General features: G+C 44.1%; 17 protein-coding genes. 14 read left to right on the top strand and 3 right to left on the bottom strand.

The window, feature by feature from the left end:
• Positions 1–138: 138 nt before the first annotated feature.
• Positions 139–1,440 (bottom strand): MFS transporter, encoded by a 1,302-nt coding sequence (locus tag MJO52_RS00810; RefSeq protein WP_252084119.1) that lies wholly within the window; start codon positions 1,438–1,440, stop codon positions 139–141.
• A gap of 408 nt (positions 1,441–1,848) precedes the next feature.
• Here MJO52_RS00810 and MJO52_RS00805 point away from each other — a divergent pair, with 408 nt between their 5' ends.
• The 4 genes from MJO52_RS00805 (at position 1,849) to MJO52_RS00790 (ending at position 7,615) form a co-directional block, all read left to right on the top strand.
• On the top strand, positions 1,849–3,324 hold the full coding sequence (locus MJO52_RS00805; protein ID WP_252084118.1) for a NarK family nitrate/nitrite MFS transporter: 1,476 nt from the start codon (positions 1,849–1,851) through the stop codon (positions 3,322–3,324).
• Between the two features lie 115 nt (positions 3,325–3,439).
• The gene (locus MJO52_RS00800) at positions 3,440–5,212 is read left to right on the top strand and encodes a bifunctional protein-serine/threonine kinase/phosphatase (RefSeq protein ID WP_252084117.1); all 1,773 of its coding nucleotides are present in this window, start codon (positions 3,440–3,442) and stop codon (positions 5,210–5,212) included.
• A gap of 354 nt (positions 5,213–5,566) precedes the next feature.
• Positions 5,567–6,304, top strand: coding sequence for a hypothetical protein (locus MJO52_RS00795; RefSeq protein WP_252084116.1), 738 nt, complete (start codon positions 5,567–5,569; stop codon positions 6,302–6,304).
• A gap of 675 nt (positions 6,305–6,979) precedes the next feature.
• Entirely contained in the window at positions 6,980–7,615 is a 636-nt protein-coding gene (locus MJO52_RS00790) for a hypothetical protein (RefSeq protein WP_252084115.1), read from the top strand.
• 462 nt (positions 7,616–8,077) lie between these two features.
• On the opposite strand, the gene csrA is transcribed toward MJO52_RS00790, so the two are convergent.
• Entirely contained in the window at positions 8,078–8,266 is a 189-nt protein-coding gene (gene csrA, locus MJO52_RS00785; protein WP_252084114.1) for a carbon storage regulator CsrA, read from the bottom strand.
• An 891-nt stretch (positions 8,267–9,157) separates the two neighbouring features.
• Here csrA and MJO52_RS00780 point away from each other — a divergent pair.
• The 9 genes from MJO52_RS00780 to MJO52_RS00745 all read left to right on the top strand — a co-directional run bounded on the left by MJO52_RS00780 (position 9,158) and on the right by MJO52_RS00745 (position 15,474).
• The gene (locus MJO52_RS00780) at positions 9,158–9,682 is read left to right on the top strand and encodes a hypothetical protein (protein WP_252084113.1); all 525 of its coding nucleotides are present in this window, start codon (positions 9,158–9,160) and stop codon (positions 9,680–9,682) included.
• Positions 9,683–10,076: 394 nt separating this feature from the next.
• Positions 10,077–10,454: a hypothetical protein gene (locus MJO52_RS00775; protein WP_252084112.1), complete on the top strand. Its 378-nt coding sequence runs from the start codon at positions 10,077–10,079 to the stop codon at positions 10,452–10,454.
• Between the two features lie 317 nt (positions 10,455–10,771).
• Positions 10,772–11,149 (top strand): hypothetical protein, encoded by a 378-nt coding sequence (locus MJO52_RS00770; RefSeq protein ID WP_252084111.1) that lies wholly within the window; start codon positions 10,772–10,774, stop codon positions 11,147–11,149.
• A 209-nt stretch (positions 11,150–11,358) separates the two neighbouring features.
• Complete coding sequence (locus MJO52_RS00765; RefSeq protein ID WP_252084110.1) at positions 11,359–11,850, top strand: GNAT family N-acetyltransferase; 492 nt, start codon at positions 11,359–11,361, stop codon at positions 11,848–11,850.
• Complete coding sequence (locus MJO52_RS00760) at positions 11,847–12,281, top strand: hypothetical protein (RefSeq protein ID WP_252084109.1); 435 nt, start codon at positions 11,847–11,849, stop codon at positions 12,279–12,281. The genes MJO52_RS00765 and MJO52_RS00760 overlap by 4 nt, the downstream gene beginning before the upstream one ends.
• Positions 12,282–12,823: 542 nt before the next feature.
• On the top strand, positions 12,824–13,222 hold the full coding sequence (locus MJO52_RS00755) for a nuclear transport factor 2 family protein (RefSeq protein ID WP_252084108.1): 399 nt from the start codon (positions 12,824–12,826) through the stop codon (positions 13,220–13,222).
• Positions 13,223–13,507: 285 nt separating this feature from the next.
• Positions 13,508–13,798, top strand: coding sequence for a DUF1330 domain-containing protein (locus MJO52_RS00750; RefSeq protein ID WP_252084107.1), 291 nt, complete (start codon positions 13,508–13,510; stop codon positions 13,796–13,798).
• A gap of 91 nt (positions 13,799–13,889) precedes the next feature.
• Entirely contained in the window at positions 13,890–14,297 is a 408-nt protein-coding gene (locus MJO52_RS21350; RefSeq protein ID WP_353505456.1) for a GFA family protein, read from the top strand.
• A 103-nt stretch (positions 14,298–14,400) separates the two neighbouring features.
• On the top strand, positions 14,401–15,474 hold the full coding sequence (locus tag MJO52_RS00745; protein WP_252084106.1) for an alpha/beta fold hydrolase: 1,074 nt from the start codon (positions 14,401–14,403) through the stop codon (positions 15,472–15,474).
• Between the two features lie 86 nt (positions 15,475–15,560).
• Here the strand turns inward: MJO52_RS00745 and MJO52_RS00740 are convergent, their stop codons facing one another.
• Positions 15,561–15,746, bottom strand: a complete 186-nt coding sequence (locus MJO52_RS00740) for a hypothetical protein (protein ID WP_252084105.1) — start codon at positions 15,744–15,746, stop codon at positions 15,561–15,563.
• Positions 15,747–16,435: 689 nt separating this feature from the next.
• Between MJO52_RS00740 and MJO52_RS00735 the strand changes: the two genes are divergently transcribed.
• The gene (locus MJO52_RS00735; RefSeq protein ID WP_252084104.1) at positions 16,436–16,768 is read left to right on the top strand and encodes a hypothetical protein; all 333 of its coding nucleotides are present in this window, start codon (positions 16,436–16,438) and stop codon (positions 16,766–16,768) included.
• The last annotated feature ends 49 nt before the right edge of the window (positions 16,769–16,817 follow it).

Below are 16,817 nucleotides of genomic sequence, written 5' to 3'. Positions count from 1 at the left end.
GCTTTTCCTTTGCAACAACGGAGTGACAGTGACAAATTACAATTTTTCAGACGTGGTTGAAACCACAGTTTTTCTCGGTAGAAAAAATAAATACTTCCTACCCTTTACACACACATAATTCCATTTTGGTAGTGGGCGCTACCTATCTGGCAAAGCCGCAGAGGTACTCGCATCCTCATGCAAAAAATTATTTTGCCTGGCGAAGGTCAAACGCTGTTGATATTGCTCCCTCTGGATTGCCAGATACATTACCAACATACAAACTGCCAGCACGCCGTAGAGCAACATAAATGCCGCACTGTGAATACCCACTAAATCCTGTGCGATACCAAACAGGACCGGCAGAGTAAAACCACCCAGCGCACCGATTGTGGCTACAGTGCCACCGACACTGCCCATATGTGCCGGAAAATTATCGTGTAGCGCCTTGTAAACCGAAGCGCGACCAAACCCCTGGGCAATACCAATTACCAGCAACAACAGGGTAAACAACTCAATGCCCACCTCGATATTTAGATGCACATCCCGTTCCACCCCGTGAATCGTCATACTGGTTGGGGGGTAACTGAGAAAAAACAGGCATACCAAGCAGGTCCAGAACACACTCCAATTCACCGTGCGCGCACCATAGCGATCTGCAAACCAGCCACCCAGCGCACGCAGCGAACTGGACAGGGCCACAAACAGCAGGGTCAGCGCCATCGCCACCTGGGTACTGACTTCGTATACCGCCAGGTAGTAATTCGGCAGCCACAGTAAAAGTGCGAGAAAGCTGCCGAAGACAAAATAATAATAGAGCCCATAACGCCACACCTTGATCTGCATCAGTGGTCTTAGATGGTGCTGAATTTTTGCCTTGTTGCGACTGCGCATATAACGGGTTTCTTCAGGTGCACAAAATTCGAATAACACCACCATAAGCAAAATACCAACCGCATAAATCGGCCCAATCCATTCACGCCCCAGCCAATTCTGGATCGCTGGCGCCAGGGCCAGGGTGATAGCCGCCCCGGCATTACCTGCACCAAAAATGCCCATCGCGGTGCCCTGCTGCCTCCTTTCGAACCACGGAGTGATATAGCGAATACCCAACACAAAGGAGACCCCAGAAATCCCCAACCACAAACCGGCCAGTAGGTGCTCACCGTAACTCTCGATATAGGGCAAGAGTAAAAGCACCGGCAGCAGCAATAGCATTTGCAGGAGGATAAGTTTTTTTGCCGAGAAATATTCCACCAACAAGCCGGCGGGAAAACGCAGCAGCGCACCGCTCAGGATCGGCGCGGCCAGTAAGATGCCGTACTCTGTGGCTGAGAGGTCTAGCTGCTCGCGGACTTCCACTCCAAGCACCGCATAGAGTGTCCACACGGAAAAGTTCGCAGCAAACATGGCCGAAGCAAATATCAGCACACGCCCGGCGAGTTGCTGGGTATATTGCACGGCGGGCTTCTCCTATTTTTTCAGTTTTCGGAAAAATGATTTGGTCACCACATCGGCTGCCCGATCAATACGCACCTGTTGCGCCGCTACGAACGGATTGAAAAGAGCGGTATTGGTAAAGGCCACCTGCCAGCAAGATGCATAAAAACCCCGGTAATCACAATTACTCCCAAAAACTCTCCGCTCACAAAGCGATTTTTTATGACTACTCAACAAGGGGTAAATCTTATTCAATAGGCAGCAGCTCCCCTTAAAAGGCACTACCCAAAATGGGCTAATCCCGAGTGCCAAAGCCTTTATTCAGTACCCAACTACCCCCTTTGTGTACTTTCCCTATAGCGCTGCTCAAATACTATCGGCCATGACCCTATCCACCTCTAAATTGCTGAGAAGCCGGAGAAAATAGTCATGAGTCAATCCAGCGGCCTCAATTTATTTAATTGGGGCGATCCCAAAATAAAGACGCTGCACGTTACCTGGTTTGCGTTTTTCCTGACTTTCGTGGTGTGGTTCTCCCACGCTCCGCTGATGGTCTTTATCAAGGAAGCGTTCGACCTCACGAGCCAGCAAGTAAAAGCCCTGTTAATCCTCAACGTGGCACTCACCATCCCCGCCCGTATCATTATCGGTATGCTGGTGGATAAATTGGGGCCGCGCCTGGTGTACAGCGGTCTGCTGATGACCTCATCTTTAATCTGTTTGGGCTTTGCCACCGCAGACAGTTATGAATCCCTGGCCCTGTTCCGCTTCCTGCTGGGATTTGTGGGTGCCGGCTTTGTCATTGGTATCCGCATGGTGGGTGAATGGTTCCCAGCCAAACAAGTTGGCCTGGCAGAAGGTGTTTACGGCGGCTGGGGGAATTTCGGTTCTGCTGCCGGTGCCATGACCCTGCCCACCATCGCCCTGCTGTTCGGCGGTGAAGACGGCTGGCGCTATGCCCTGGGCCTCACCGGTATCATCGCCGGCCTGTACGGCATCATCTACTACCGCGTTGCCCGCAACACTCCTAAAGGTTCCACTTACTTCAAGCCGAAAAAGAGCGGCGGCCTAGAAGTAACCAGCAAGCGGGATTTCTACTTCTACCTGCTGATGAATGTGCCCATGTACCTGGCACTGGCAGCGCTGGCTTACAAACTGTCTCCCAGCGGCGTAGCCCTGCTGAGCCAGAATGCCACCTACGCAATGTGGGGACTGCTAGTAGCACTGTTCGCGTTCCAGACCCGCATGATCTGGAATGTAAACAAAGACCACCTGCGCGAAGGTGTGCCCGAGCTGGAGAAATACAACTTCAAGCAGGTAGCCATCTTGGACCTGGCCTACTTCGTCACCTTCGGCTCAGAGCTGGCCGTGGTTTCTATGCTGCCCCTGTTCTTCCTGGAAACCTTTGAGGGATTGAGCCCGGTGAAGGCCGGCCTGCTCGCCTCTGGCTTCGCCTTTATGAACCTGGTGGCTCGCCCAACCGGTGGATACTTCTCTGACAAACTGGGACGCCGCCGCAGCCTGATGTTCCTGATCGGCGGCCTGGCAGTGGGTTACTTTGTGCTGAGCCAGATCAACGGCAGCTGGTGGATTCCCGCTGCGGTAGTTGCCACCATGTGCTGCTCTTTCTTCGTGCAGGCCGGTGAGGGTGCCGTATTCGCCGTCGTACCCCTGGTGAAGCGTCGCATGACCGGGCAGATCGCCGGTATGGCCGGAGCCTACGGCAACGTGGGTGCGGTTACTTTCCTTACCGCCCTGTCTTATGTCAGCTACAGCCAGTTCTTCCTGATTATCTGCGGCGCAGCAGCGGTGATCTTCTTCGCCTGCCTGTTCCTGGAAGAGCCCAAAGGCAATATCGCCGAAGTGCTACCGGATGGCACAGTGCAGCTGATCAGCGTGGAGTGATCCGGAAAGAGTGAGCGTAAAGCAGTTATCCAGCAACAAACGCAAAGGAGGGCCAATGGCCCTTCTTTGTTTTTCGCCGTTGGTCTGAGGGGACGAAAAGAGAGTGGAGAGAGCTGTGAGCGAAACCAATTCCGGGGTGCAAACAGAAACCGAGGCAAACCCCGAAGCCCAGACACCGCGATTGAGCCACGGCCTCTGCACCAGTGCCGGCATCAAACCGCAGAACGAAGATGCCGCAATCTACCACTGGCCAGACAACCCGCACTTACAGGAATATCTGGGTGCAGTCGCCGCACTGGCAGACGGCGTCAGCTCTGCCGAAGCCGGCGCCCTCGCCAGCCACACCGCCACCGAGCAATTTGTGCGGGACTATTACAAAGTGCCGGATACCTGGTCTGTGGCCCACGCCGGACAGAAAATTCTCGCCTCCATTAACAGCAAGCTATACCGCAAGAGCCACGACTTTCCCCAACAGGAAAAAGGCTTCCTCTGCACCTTCTCTGCCCTGATTTTTAAATCCCGCACCGCCCACTACTTCCATATCGGCGACAGCCGTATCTATCACCTGCGCGGTGACAACCTTAAATGCCTCACCCGGGACCACAACATCACCCTGGCCCACCGCCAGCAGATGCTATCCCGTGCGCTGGGCATGGATACCGGCCTGCAAGTGGATTACGGCCAGCTAAGCCTGGCTAAGGATGATGTACTGCTGATTACCAGCGACGGCGTGCACGACTTTATTAAACAGGATCTACTGCACGAGCTGCTGGCAGATACCCAACTAAGCGAACAGGAAACAGCGGAAACCCTGGTGCGCCTCGCCGAGGAAAACGGCAGTGACGATAACCTCTCCGCATTAGTGGTAAAGGTAAAAGCATTGCCACAAACCACTCTGGACGACTACAGCCGCCAGCTTACTCGTCTGCCATTTCCCCCGGAGTTGGAACCGGGCATGGTATTGGATGGCTACCAGGTGGAACGGGAGCTGTTCTCCTCCCAGCGCAGCCAGTTGTACCTGGTGCGCGACAGTGCCACCGGGGAAATCCTGGTAATGAAAACCCCCTCGGTAAATTACGAGGACGATATCCACTATATCGACCGCTTTATTCAGGAAGAGTGGATAGGCCTGCGTATTCGCAGCCCCCAGGTAGTGCGCCTGCACCGCCAGACCCGCCCGCGCACCGCGCTCTATTACCTGATGGAGTATGTGCAGGGCAGCACCCTGGAGCAGTGGATCACCAACAACCGCTTTCCTAAACCCGCAGAGGCGTTTCGCATCCTTCAGGAGATTGCCACCGGACTGCAGGCCTTCCACGATCAGGAAACCATTCACCAGGATTTGCGCCCAGCCAATATCATGATCGACGGCGACGGGCGGGTGAAAATTATCGATTTCGGCTCAGTTTATGTAGCCGGCAGTGCCGAGATTTTTCGCCCCCTGGAGCACCCGGAAGCGCTGGGCACTGCCAGCTACTCCGACCCCCACTATATCCTCGGGCACAACAGCGGTATTCGCGGCGATGTCTATGCTCTCGCCACTATTGCCTACGAAATGTTTACCGGCGAACTGCCCTACGGTGAAGAAATCGAAAACTGCCGCTCCCACGCCGACTTCGAACGCCTGCGCTACCGCACCGCCAGCCAATTTAACCCCGTAATCCCCATCTGGTTCGACCGCGCCCTGGAACGCGGATGCAGTATCGACCTGGAACAGCGCTACTCCACGCTTACAGAGTTTATGCGCGACCTCGCTAATCCCAACCCGGATTACCTAAGGGAAGATCCTACTGAAAAAGGGGATGCCTCTTTATTTTGGAAGATTCTTTGTGGGATTTGGGTGGCTACTTTGTTGGCGGTGGCGGCGCTGTTTTCGTCTAGCGGTTGAGAGTAGGATACTCCGGTACGATGCTTCATTTGACAAACATATCACGTTATAACATCTATCTGGTGCTCGGGTTTGGCTAATAACTTTAGTTGATACTATCTATCACCCTTATTTTTCCTATTTTATACACATCACCGCACTAACCAATTTTTCATGTGCCCGCAACTGGAAGTCAAAACAGCCATAATATGTCCATGAATAGATTTTGTGCCAGCACTGACTAACAGGGTGCTTGCTAATTTTCTACAGCCAGATTATTTTCCTTTTCTTGGAGTATGTTGACTAGTGATATGATGCAGTTTTCTTTTAAATACGCTGTTAGCATCCAAAGCCATTCACTTATGTACAAAAGATATGGACGATAAAAAAAGATTTGAAATCTATGAAAAGCTATATTTTCACGAGGTGGACGCAAGAGAGAAAATATCTTCTCGCCTACAGATCCCTTTAGCACTATTACTGTCTATGACGAGTGTTTATGCACTTTTAATTAAAGGAATTTCTTTAGAAAACAGCAGTCTCTGGAACATACTTTTTGGCTTTTTGCTTGTGATTAGCCTCGTTCTTTTTGTAACGAGCATATCATATTTCATTAAAGCTTTTTATGGGCATACATATGAGTTTATACCATCTGCTTTAGACACAGAAAACTACAGAAAAGTATTAATAGAGACTTATCGTGATTATCCAGAATGTGATAAATTGGTAGAAAAGTACTTCAATGAATACATATTTAGGTATTATAACGAATGCTCATCTGCTAACACAAGCGTGAATGACAGGCGATCTAAAAATCTTCACAAATGTAATACATATTTAATTTTTACTGTTCTACCTCTTTCAGTTGCATTCTTGATATTTACCCTTTCTGGAATTGATAAGAACTCAGTAAAGAAAGAGATCAAAGTACAGATATCCAAACCTATCGAAATAAATCAACCTAAATCACCATTAAAAATCAATGGTGATTTAGATTTTACAACTCTAGAAATTGATTTTTCAGATGACCTAAAGGAGATAATAAATGACCGAAAAACCAAAGTCATCGAGCCCACCACCACCTCCAGCACCACCACCAAAGAGAATCCTTAGAGAAGATGTTCAACCAAAACCACCAAAACCACCAAAAAAATAAAAGGTAAATATATGTCTAAAGATAAGCCAACACCACCACCTCCTCCAGAGCCACCACCAGTAAGACTCGTAAAAGATAGTACCGGGGGTAAAGGAAAAGGAAAGTAGTACTAACAAGAAATAGGGGCGATTCCATAAATTGAATCGCCCTGCTTAAGCTGTTCCATAGTCATTAACAAGCCCTCAACAGTTTCATTTCACATGATTCTGCTATTTTGAGGTAAGCATATATTTCTTTACAGCGGGCAGCAAAAGTGTTTGGATAGCCCTCCAAATCAATTAAAGTATCATACAATATTGAAAGAAATGTATTTCAACATGTTTACTTGGTAACTCTTAATTACTTTCACCTCCACTATCACCATCATTTGAGGAGAGCTTTATTACGGCAAAAACCTCTATGAATACCAACAAACATTACGCATTTTATAGACCTCCTCTAATATATTTTTCGCTCCAAATTTTTCCGCCAAATTAATTTGGCATCAATATTTGGCTAATCTACTGATTATAATTTCTTCTAATTTATAAAAATTATACTAATGATGTGTTAACAATGTGATATGATTAAAACCCTTTAAAAGTTATCAACGATGAATACTATTCTTAGATTTATAAAGTCCAGAAATATTTATGGCCAAAACTCAAAGTAAATACGGAATATTCATCATAGAATCACTAGAGAATGGTGACTACTATGACGGAAAGAATCTAAAAGAAATTTTAAAACTATCACAAATCAAATGTGAATATAGATATGTTCACACTAGAGAAGAACTTTCAGAAGCAGTTAAAGAGTTCAGACAGTCTAATTTGAGATACCTTCATTTATCATGTCACGCGAATATGGATGGTATTGAAGTAGATAATAAAATAATCTCAAATAAAGAGCTTATTGAAATTTTCAAAGGAAATATCAAAAAAAGGAGACTCTTCCTATCTGCATGTAAAGCAGGAAATAGGAACATGGCAACAGTATTTATAAATAAATGTCACGGTCAATCTGTTATTGGGACTCCAATAAATTTACGTTTTGATAAGGCAGCTCTATTTTGGCCTGCATTTTATCATGTTATAAATATCCTGGATCAGGAGAAAATGAATAAACGGAGCCTAACAGAAACTATAAAACGCTGCGTTGACCTATTTGACGTTCCAATAAACTATTATCACAATATAAACGGACAAGAAAAATATCTACGACGCTATAAGTTTAGATGTAACAGCATAACCACAGAGAGGAGAATTCTTATCACAAAAAACATATAAATTTTATTATTTTCATATGACATGTTTATCCCAACACCTCCTGTAATTTATTTGATAAAACATACTTCCTGAAGAAAGAACTGGATGCAAACCAATTAACTTACAGAGTTATTAGTCAAAGAGCAGACAAGACACTACAAAGTTAAACTTATATTGACTTCCTTAATAACAAGTAATTTGATTAAAACACTAACAGTAATAAGTATTCATCTTGACCACACTGGAAGTGAAAATATAGAAAAAGGGGGTAAACAAAAATTAAAATAGATAGATCAATTATTGAGACAAATAAATTATATGGATCAAAAGGAAAATCCGATTCTGATTTAGGGTCGTAGATTACCAACCACTACCATTTATTCAGTTTAACTAAATATGCCAATCAAATGAAAACCAAGCAGACTAACACAGCCGACCACTGATCCGCCGGCTGATTAAGGCGCTCCATAACAAAATCATATCTCAACGATTTCCATTCTTCTGTGCTTGTTCCTTTTGAACACGTACGTATATTTCCTCACGGTGAACAGGTAGAGATCTGGGAGCACGTATTCCTATCTTCACCTGATTGCCCTTAACTTCCAAGACTGTAACTGAAACATTGGCTCCAATTCTTAAGTTTTCACCTGTCCGGCGCTTTAAGATCAACATATTGATTTCCTACTGATACTCAAATCATGGGTAAACCTTCTCTGATGGAAGGCTGAGAAAGTAACGTTGTGAGGAAATACGGGGTGGTGCGCGGGAACGGTAGGCATAGAAGAAGAAAAGGCAGGCACAACGCTTCCAGAGCTTGGGGAATCGCACCAAGCCGCTGAATGTACTCCACTTTATTGAAGACGAGCGGGTTTCTAGCGTATGATCCATATAGCCATCTTGATACTCTGATTATCAATTTGGTCAGCTGGCCCCTGGTGTTGCTGCACCTTGGGTCAGCGCCTTTTACTGTCTCTTACGTCACGCTACTGTTCTCCTGTGAGAAGATGGTTCTTTAGAAAACTCTTAGATGTCTTGATTCTCTCGAATCCCTTTAGTCTTTGGTCATCGGCCTACAAAAGGCCACCCAATTCCGGCCAAAATACCAATAAGTATCAATCGATTTTACGCAGCTTTGACACTAAAACAAACTGAATAAAATCCAATAAGATCATTTTTGTGCCTATATTTTTTTCATTTATGCTGACGAAAATCTAGGCTGATTATGAAAATAGAAAATTAAATTGATACTCTTTACTGGTTTTTTCTTTTGAATTCAGAAAAGTAATTGATCATTAACTCCAACTAGTAACGTTTCACTTGTATCGATAAAAAATATCTCAGTAAATAAAAGCTCTTTGCTGGAAGGTATTGATGAGAGGTTGAGGAAACAATACTGGATACCCATAGATCAGTGAAAGCTTAGCTACATGGATACTTTCTATATTTGGTACAAATTATCTAGTATGACAATCAACATCGCTCTATTCAGGCAGTTTTTAATCTCTCTAGATTTACCAGCAAGTGATATGATAAAGCTTTGTTTAAATACGCTGTGAACATCAAATGGAAAAGCGCAAGAAATTACTTTGGTTTAGCCTTCTTACTGTCTCTCTAATTGGAATCGGATTCCTACTTGGCATGTTTGGCAGTGCCCTAAAGCCTCCAGCAAATGCTGGTGAACTATCTCCTAGTATTGATATAGCTGACCTGGAGCCGGGTGAAATACTTACTCGGGATGTAAATTATGATGCGGGAGGGAAGTGGGGCTTTAGATACATAATTTATAAAAACTATGAGTCCGAAATCACAGTTTTTGGCGTTCCCCTCAGAGAAGGCATGGTAAATATGCCAGATATAACGTGGTGGAGGTGGGGCACAGAATGTAGGAATTTTGGGCCGACCATGAAAAACGGTAAGGTAGTCCCACAAAGCCAGTTCAAATGTCATGATCACGAATTAAATACGTGGTTCGCCAAAGAAAATGTCTGGGATCTTGAGGGGAATAACCTCGGCAAATATACAGAAGACATGGAAAGAGTAAGATTTTCAATAAAAGGTTTTGAGCTAATACTACATATGTATTATTAGAAAATAAATCTACCCAGTCTGTCATAGAGTTCTTTAAAGTCTGACCCGCTTCATTATGCGAGAAGTAAAATTAAAAACTAATATGGGAGGAACAAATTATTTAGTATGTAGACTTAGTATCGCGATGCTATGTGGGTTCATCTCATATTTGCTGGTAGCGACCTTTCCGGCTCTTATTGCTCCAGAATTAGCAAATTTTTATGGAACACTAGGACTGTATTTACTTTATAAAGATAGCTCCAGATGGCCTAAACTAATAAAATTGGTACGACCGAACCTTTTCTGCTGAACAACTGTTACTCTGCTGCTACAGAACTTACTGTAAGCTTTGAGTATTCCATTGGGAAGGCAAAGGTACTATTATCCAAATAGATCCTGTTAACGGTTGTGAATAATGAGAGCAAAGTTACAAGAATTAGTAAATGATAAACCCATAGAGCAAAGCCCTCATTATCTTCTGAGTCAAGAATTAGAGTTCGAATTTTTAAAGTCTATTTTGACATTCGCTATGGCATTTATAGGCGGTATTGTTACTCTCAAAACTGCTCTTGGCATTGATAAACCTATTAATGAAGGGTTAACCTATTCTTTAGCCGCCGTTGTATTATCAGCTGTATTTGCCTTTCACGCACAACAAGAATTAATTAGTGACCTACGTAAGGGTCGGACAGCTAGTAAAATAAAACGCCTTTTCAGACATTTTCCCGGATTTTTCCTCCTTGGAATATCTATCAGTTATGCCTTTAGCTATTTCGAAAGCTCATTGCACTAACAGTACAAACTTAATAAATTGTTTAAGTGCTCCTATACAGCCGTTGTTCAAATAGCAGGGTTTTTATTTGTGATATTTGAGAACATGCGATTCCTGAATATCGCAAACTTGGCTATAACCTTGATGTGTTTATACTTTTAATAATTTTTTATGAAAATAGTCCCAGATGGCCTAAGTTAACAATATTGGTACGAACGAACCTTTCTTGCTGAACTACTGTCGCTTTGTTACTAGAGGTCTTACTGTAGGTTTTGGACATTCCATTGGACTGGTAAAGATACTATTATGTAAATAGATCCCATTGACGGTTGTATGCAATGAAAGAAAAATTACAAGAATTAGTTATTAATAAACCCATAGAACAAAGCCCTCATTATCTTCTGAGTCAAGAATTAGAGTTCAGATTTTTAAAATCTAATTTGACATTCGCTATGGCATTTATAGGCGGTATTGTTACTCTCAGAACCGCTCTTGGTATTGATAAACCTATTACTGAAGAGTTCACCTACTCTTTGGTCGCCGCCGTATTATCAGCTCTATGTGCCTTTCATGCAAAACATGAATTAATTAGTGACCTACGTAACGGCCGAACACCTAGTAAAATAAAACGCCTATTCAGACGTAACCTCGGACCTGCCCTCCTTGCAATATCTATCGGATTTGCCTTTAGATATTTCGAAAGCTCATTGCACTAACAGTACAAGCTTAATGAATTGATTAAGCACTCCGTTTTAACCGAGTAATTAAGATAGGGGGCATGGGGAATATGATAAAATCTTTGATCCCCATAGGCTGAGGTACAAGGAATAGTTACGATTGACAAGGATATAATACGGTCCTTCACATAGGATCACCTTCTTAATTTGCTGTCGCTGATGAGTCGCTACGGTAGAGTTTCTAAAAAATGCTTAAGCTAAGACAGTTTGAAAAATCTGATATTGATTCACTAATGTTGTACCTTAATGATAATGAGGTAACGCAATATATAACAGATGCTATTCCTCAACCTTATACAGTGAGTGATGCTCGTTGGTGGGTTGAAAATAATGAGAGTTCAAGCCTAACAAAAGCGATTGAGTACAATAAAGAGCTTGTAGGATGTATATCGGCTAAGGTAGGTGAACTTGAATATAGCTGCGGCGCTGAACTGGGTTACTGGATTGGAAGGAGATTCTGGAACAATGGAATTGCTACTGAGGCAGTTCGAGTCTTTACGGATATGCTTTTTAAATATACAGATCTCGTCCGGTTATTTGTTTCTGTAGTTTCCATGAATGGTGCATCTATTAGAGTCCTAGAAAAAAATGGCTATTTGTATGAAGGTACTCTTCGAAAAGCGTCATGTAAAAATGGCCAATACTTCGACGAACATTTATATTCAAAAATTAGTGAATGACGATACTTGAAGTCAAGATCAAAGGTTCATTGCATAGCCCCCCCCTTCACCACACGCTATACACTATGACTGAGTTTTTGCATAAGTTTGCATGCTTCGATTGTCAGGTCGCCTTTAAGCGACGAGCTATTGAGGATGCATCATCTCGCTCAGCACATCAGTCTGATTCGAACATCATCCATAAGTGTCCAAATTGCGCTCATCGTATGGCATTTATGGGACGTAATTTTGCAGCACCATCAAAAGCAGACTCTTCTGCTTGGGAAGCGGCAAAGAGATTATGGGAGGCAGGATTTCGTTTTGTGGGTAGCGGCTATCACAGTGACCCGGCACTACCTAAAAGTAAATCTGGTATCTCCGAATTTATTGATAATAATCCTGCGCACAAGCAAAAGGTTGGTAAACAGCGACGGTGGGCAGACTATGCATAACAAGTGCATCGACTTCGCTCCAGCCATTGGCTGGGCTGTACAGCCTGCGTTCCGCTTCGTCTGCACTTGCTGGCAACCTGCGTACAAGAATAAATATATGCTGGCCTACACTGCCAACTGCTTGATCCTTGTCGGTAACTATCCTAATTCACTAATCTCCGCTTCAGGCACAAACCCATTCACAGCAGACTCCGCTTGGAGAGCTTTCTGGATTGACAGAAACGGGGTTGTATATGCTTTCCAAGGAAATTCTGACCCGAGTTTCATGAACGAGTGCAATACTAGTGCATTATTCACTTTCGACCTTCAGCGCAGTGGTTGCCTTTACTGCCATCCCGCTACCGAAGGTTTGTACGGACCAACTTGTGCATAACAAAGCGTTGGACCGAAGCCGCTACAATCAAAATTGCGAGATAGGCTCCGCCTAGTTTGTTATAGTTTTGCGAGCTGCATGACAGCTCGGTCAACCTTAGCGTTAGTCAATGGTAGATGTCTGTCCATGCGTTCGACCATAATCGGACGCGAACAGAGAAGAATCGAAAATGAATAGTGAACAGGCCGAAGCGTTTCTGGATGAGATGGCCAAAGCGGTATGTGATCCAAACGCTGATTCTAAGGTCACCGACCGCTACTTTACCGAAGACTTCGTGCAGGTTATCGACGACACAACGATTGGGCGATCGCAACTCGATTCGCGTATCAATTTGCTCCGAATGGAGTACTCGGCCGTCAGGTTCGATTACCTTTCCGTAATTGGCGAGGGCGATCGGATAGCAGATATGCATCTGGTGCGCGCGAAGGCGAAAGATGGCCAACAGCTCACAATCAAGGTAATCAGCCTGTACACGCTAAGAGACGGTCGGATCTCGCGCGCCGAATCCCTTAGCCGCCTTATCGAAGGGACTGCGGAGGACCTGCAACTGCTCGTGCGTGGTGAGTGAGGCGGCGTGGACCACGGTTTCACTGGAGATGATAACGCGAACTGCCTCCAGGCATCGGTTTTGGCGAAGTCCTTCAACTCCCTCTGGAATTACTTGATCAGCTTACGAGTCGCCCAGAGATTCATGATCATCGAAGGCAATACCCAAGTGCTGACCGAAGAAAATCCCAGTCCGGTACTAGCGTGCCGACTGGTACGAGAACATATCATACAACAAGTTAATCTAGTCGAACGCATCGCGGCCAGTTGAGGCGTTATGCATCAAAAGAGATTAGAGTAAATGCAAATGAAAGGATACTTGGTTTTAGATTTCTCAATTAAAGTATTAGAGAGCTTCTTAGAATATGCTGAAAAAATACCGACATTTATTGAAAAGCATGGCGGCAGATACATTGTAAAAGGAGTGGTTCCAGAAAAAATGGAAGGCAATTGGATTCCGGAGAGGTTAGTGATATTGGAATTTCCATCAACTGAAAAAGCAAAAGAGTTTTTAGCTGATCCAGAAGCACAGGATCTATTTGAGATACGCCACAAGACAACAAATAGTCAATTAATATTGGCAGAGGGTTGTATTTAATCAATCACAACAAAGCTAGGTACAATCGCTTACTTTGTGGGGTCAACCTCCGCATTAAGTGCTCCAGCCTTTGCTCGCGGCGTTAAAGATCATGGAAGAATTTATGCCTATAACGGGAGAATGTTTCTACGGAGACATTCAATATAGAGTAAGTGGAAAGCTTCGAGATGCAAAATCTTGCCATTGCTCTCGATGTCGCAAGGCATTTAGTGTGCAAGCATCTGCATCAGCCTTTGTAGATCCAAATGAATTTGAGTGGCTCTCTGGCGAGTCTCTCTTAACCTCGTTCATCGGCAAGTATGGGTATGGCTTACAGTTTTGTAAAAACTGTGGATCTACACTATGCACTATACATAATGGTAAGGTTTTCCAAGTCACCTTAGGGTCTGTTAACGGATCACCAGATATCGAAATAAGCCAACATATTTTCGTTGGCTCGAAAGCAAATTGGGAAGTTATACCCAAAGGTGTACTTCAGTTTCACGAAGGTCCGGAGTAAATGCTTAACATGCATAATCACACGGATCTATTTTCGCTACACTCTAATTTGCCCAGTGCTGTGGACAAGACCAGTTTAAAAAAATGGCAAGGAACAAATAATAATGAAAAGAAGAACTTTCCTAAATCTTTCAATAGGGCTAGCAGCATTGCTTCAATCGAGGCTCACTGCGGCATTAACTAAATCACAAAACACGTTTAATCTTTTCAATTCGCCAAATTTTGCAAATGTGAACGGGATTAGATTGGCGTACTATGAAAAAGGCGAGGGAGTTCCAGTAATATTTTGTCATGGATTTCCAGAGCTGGCATTTACATGGAGACATCAAATTGAGACTCTATCGATAAATGGATATAGAGCAATTGCGCCTGACTTGCGTGGGTATGGTCTCACCCAGAGCCCGAAAAATATTGAGGATTATGCCGCAACTAAAATTTGTGATGATTTGGTTGGTCTTCTAGATCATTTGAACTTGGAGAAAGCCATTTTTTGTGGGCATGATTGGGGTGGGTTTATTGTCCAGTCGATGGCGTTTATTTATCCAGAGCGTTGCTTAGGAGTTATAAATATTGGTGCTCCACATGCATTTCGACCAGAATACGCAAATGATCTTCCCTCTGAAGAGGTGCCGGTAATAGATAAGGCCGCCTTCAATCAATTTTTACAAACACCTTTAGTCTCTGAGAAACTTCTAAATGAAAATGTTGAAAAGTTTTTTACAACATTTATGAGAAGCAAACTATTCCATGCCTCGTATTTAAGGAGTCTTCCAGTTAGTTCGGCTGAAAGAAGAATGAATTTACCTGAAATTCTCAAAAGAGAAACCCTTCCTGGTGAATTGTATCTGAGTGGTGAAGAGCTTGAATTCTATGTGCGAAGTTTCAAAAAAAGCGGGTTCAATGGGAGTATAAACTGGTATAGAGCTATGGAGCTTTCCTGGCATGAACTAAGTAAGAGAGGTGGTACTTATGAGGTTGAATTCCCGTATCTTTACTTGTGGCCAAATGAAGATCCAATTAATCAGCTAGGACTTAACTTAGATATGGAGTCCTTTATACATAAATTAGAAAGTGTGGAGCTTGAGAACTGCGGTCATTTTCCTTCGGAAGAAAATCCCGATAAATTGAGTGCTGAGATTTTAGTATGGCTGCAAAAAAACTTTCCACGAAAAGCATAACAAGTACAATATTCGTCCGTAAATAGCGCGGGCTGGGGCGGCTTATACGCCGCCTCGCTCTGTTTCGACCGTCCCTGTGCTCAGCATTACATTCCACCCAATTTCAACCCCGCCTGTTGGCGACACGCTTGCAATAATTTTGTAACGGAACTCTCGTTACCTATGATTCTTGCTATGGCAACTGCACCAATGAGCATTGCAGTTACTGACAAAATATCATCTTCAGCGCAATCAATATAACTTTTGGCATACTCCAAAATTGCTTTATTCATGCCATCTAAGATGCTTGCATAAGTTGCTTTTGTTTCTTCATCATGGATAACTATGCCCGTAGCCTGACTTCTGTTTAATCACCTTGGTCATTACTGACCGAGGCGCAGCTATGTTTCACCACTTCTTTTCCCTGCGATGGTGGCTAGCGGATTGGGCCTACTTATGAGTCAGCGGCAATACTGACAGCTTCATATCAGCAGGTTACACAGATCTCCCCTGATAAGGGTGTGACTTTCACCACACAATTTCATCATTTACTCTACCCATTAGATCACATGGCTTCAGTGCCCTTGACCACCTCGCCTCTAGGCTAAGCATTAAATGATATTTCTATTCGGTAATTTGTAGTTTTTCAGTGGCCCCCTCCCCCTAAGATCTCACCATTTTGCAGTTGCCATTCGCTGGTAGTTAGCATTTAATGGAGTGCCATTAAATGCTGATCTTCCTACAGGGGACTTTCACCCTATTAGTTCACGCCTATGCTGGGCGTACCAAGTGCATGCAATCTGATCTGCGGTTGCTGTCACCTTTTTTGTCAAAACCCTGACAAAAAGATGCCAGTAGCCTCCGGCAATTGCGGCGAGCGTATCTTTCATCGTAATTGGCGCTAATTATTATGCTCTTTAAGGGATCGTGTAAATGTAAGCGTTGGCGGGTTGAGGTTCAGTTAGCTGGACCGATCGAAGGTTTGAATCCGCGCATTTGCGATTGTAATTATTGCCAAGCCAACCCGTCACGTATTATTAGTGATCCGAATATGTCAGTGGTTTTCATTGGTGATGGGATTTTAACTAAACAAAATGGTGATCAGCTTGCTAATTTCTACCATTGTAAAGCTTGTAATGAACTGCTAGCCGTAGGCTGCAATATAAATGGTCGGCTTCGCGGAGCAGTAAATTCCAATTTAATGCAAGATGTGAATCAACTTGGCAACCCTATTCAAATTCAGCCAAGACTGTTGAGTGCCGCTGAAAAGCTTGAACGTTGGGATAAGTTGTGGGGTGTTCTTAATGGGTTTTGAAACTTAAAATGTTAAGGCTTTCGGACGCTTCGGTCCGCAGCATGAGGCT

Source organism: Microbulbifer variabilis (assembly GCF_023716485.1).
GTDB lineage: Bacteria > Pseudomonadota > Gammaproteobacteria > Pseudomonadales > Cellvibrionaceae > Microbulbifer > Microbulbifer variabilis_B.
Note: the sequence above shows the minus strand (reverse complement) of the source record. Positions and strands in the feature narration are given on the sequence as shown.

Coding starts and splice junctions, on each gene's coding strand:
- MJO52_RS00760 (WP_252084109.1), top strand. CDS start 11,847: ATGACGATACTTGAAGTCAAGATCAAAGGTTCATTGCATAGCCCCCCC.
- MJO52_RS00775 (WP_252084112.1), top strand. CDS start 10,077: ATGAGAGCAAAGTTACAAGAATTAGTAAATGATAAACCCATAGAGCAA.
- MJO52_RS00750 (WP_252084107.1), top strand. CDS start 13,508: ATGAAAGGATACTTGGTTTTAGATTTCTCAATTAAAGTATTAGAGAGC.
- MJO52_RS00755 (WP_252084108.1), top strand. CDS start 12,824: ATGAATAGTGAACAGGCCGAAGCGTTTCTGGATGAGATGGCCAAAGCG.
- MJO52_RS00795 (WP_252084116.1), top strand. CDS start 5,567: ATGGACGATAAAAAAAGATTTGAAATCTATGAAAAGCTATATTTTCAC.
- MJO52_RS00790 (WP_252084115.1), top strand. CDS start 6,980: ATGGCCAAAACTCAAAGTAAATACGGAATATTCATCATAGAATCACTA.
- csrA (WP_252084114.1), bottom strand. CDS start 8,266: ATGTTGATCTTAAAGCGCCGGACAGGTGAAAACTTAAGAATTGGAGCC.
- MJO52_RS00770 (WP_252084111.1), top strand. CDS start 10,772: ATGAAAGAAAAATTACAAGAATTAGTTATTAATAAACCCATAGAACAA.
- MJO52_RS00740 (WP_252084105.1), bottom strand. CDS start 15,746: ATGAATAAAGCAATTTTGGAGTATGCCAAAAGTTATATTGATTGCGCT.
- MJO52_RS00805 (WP_252084118.1), top strand. CDS start 1,849: ATGAGTCAATCCAGCGGCCTCAATTTATTTAATTGGGGCGATCCCAAA.
- MJO52_RS00765 (WP_252084110.1), top strand. CDS start 11,359: ATGCTTAAGCTAAGACAGTTTGAAAAATCTGATATTGATTCACTAATG.
- MJO52_RS00780 (WP_252084113.1), top strand. CDS start 9,158: ATGGAAAAGCGCAAGAAATTACTTTGGTTTAGCCTTCTTACTGTCTCT.
- MJO52_RS21350 (WP_353505456.1), top strand. CDS start 13,890: ATGGAAGAATTTATGCCTATAACGGGAGAATGTTTCTACGGAGACATT.
- MJO52_RS00745 (WP_252084106.1), top strand. CDS start 14,401: ATGAAAAGAAGAACTTTCCTAAATCTTTCAATAGGGCTAGCAGCATTG.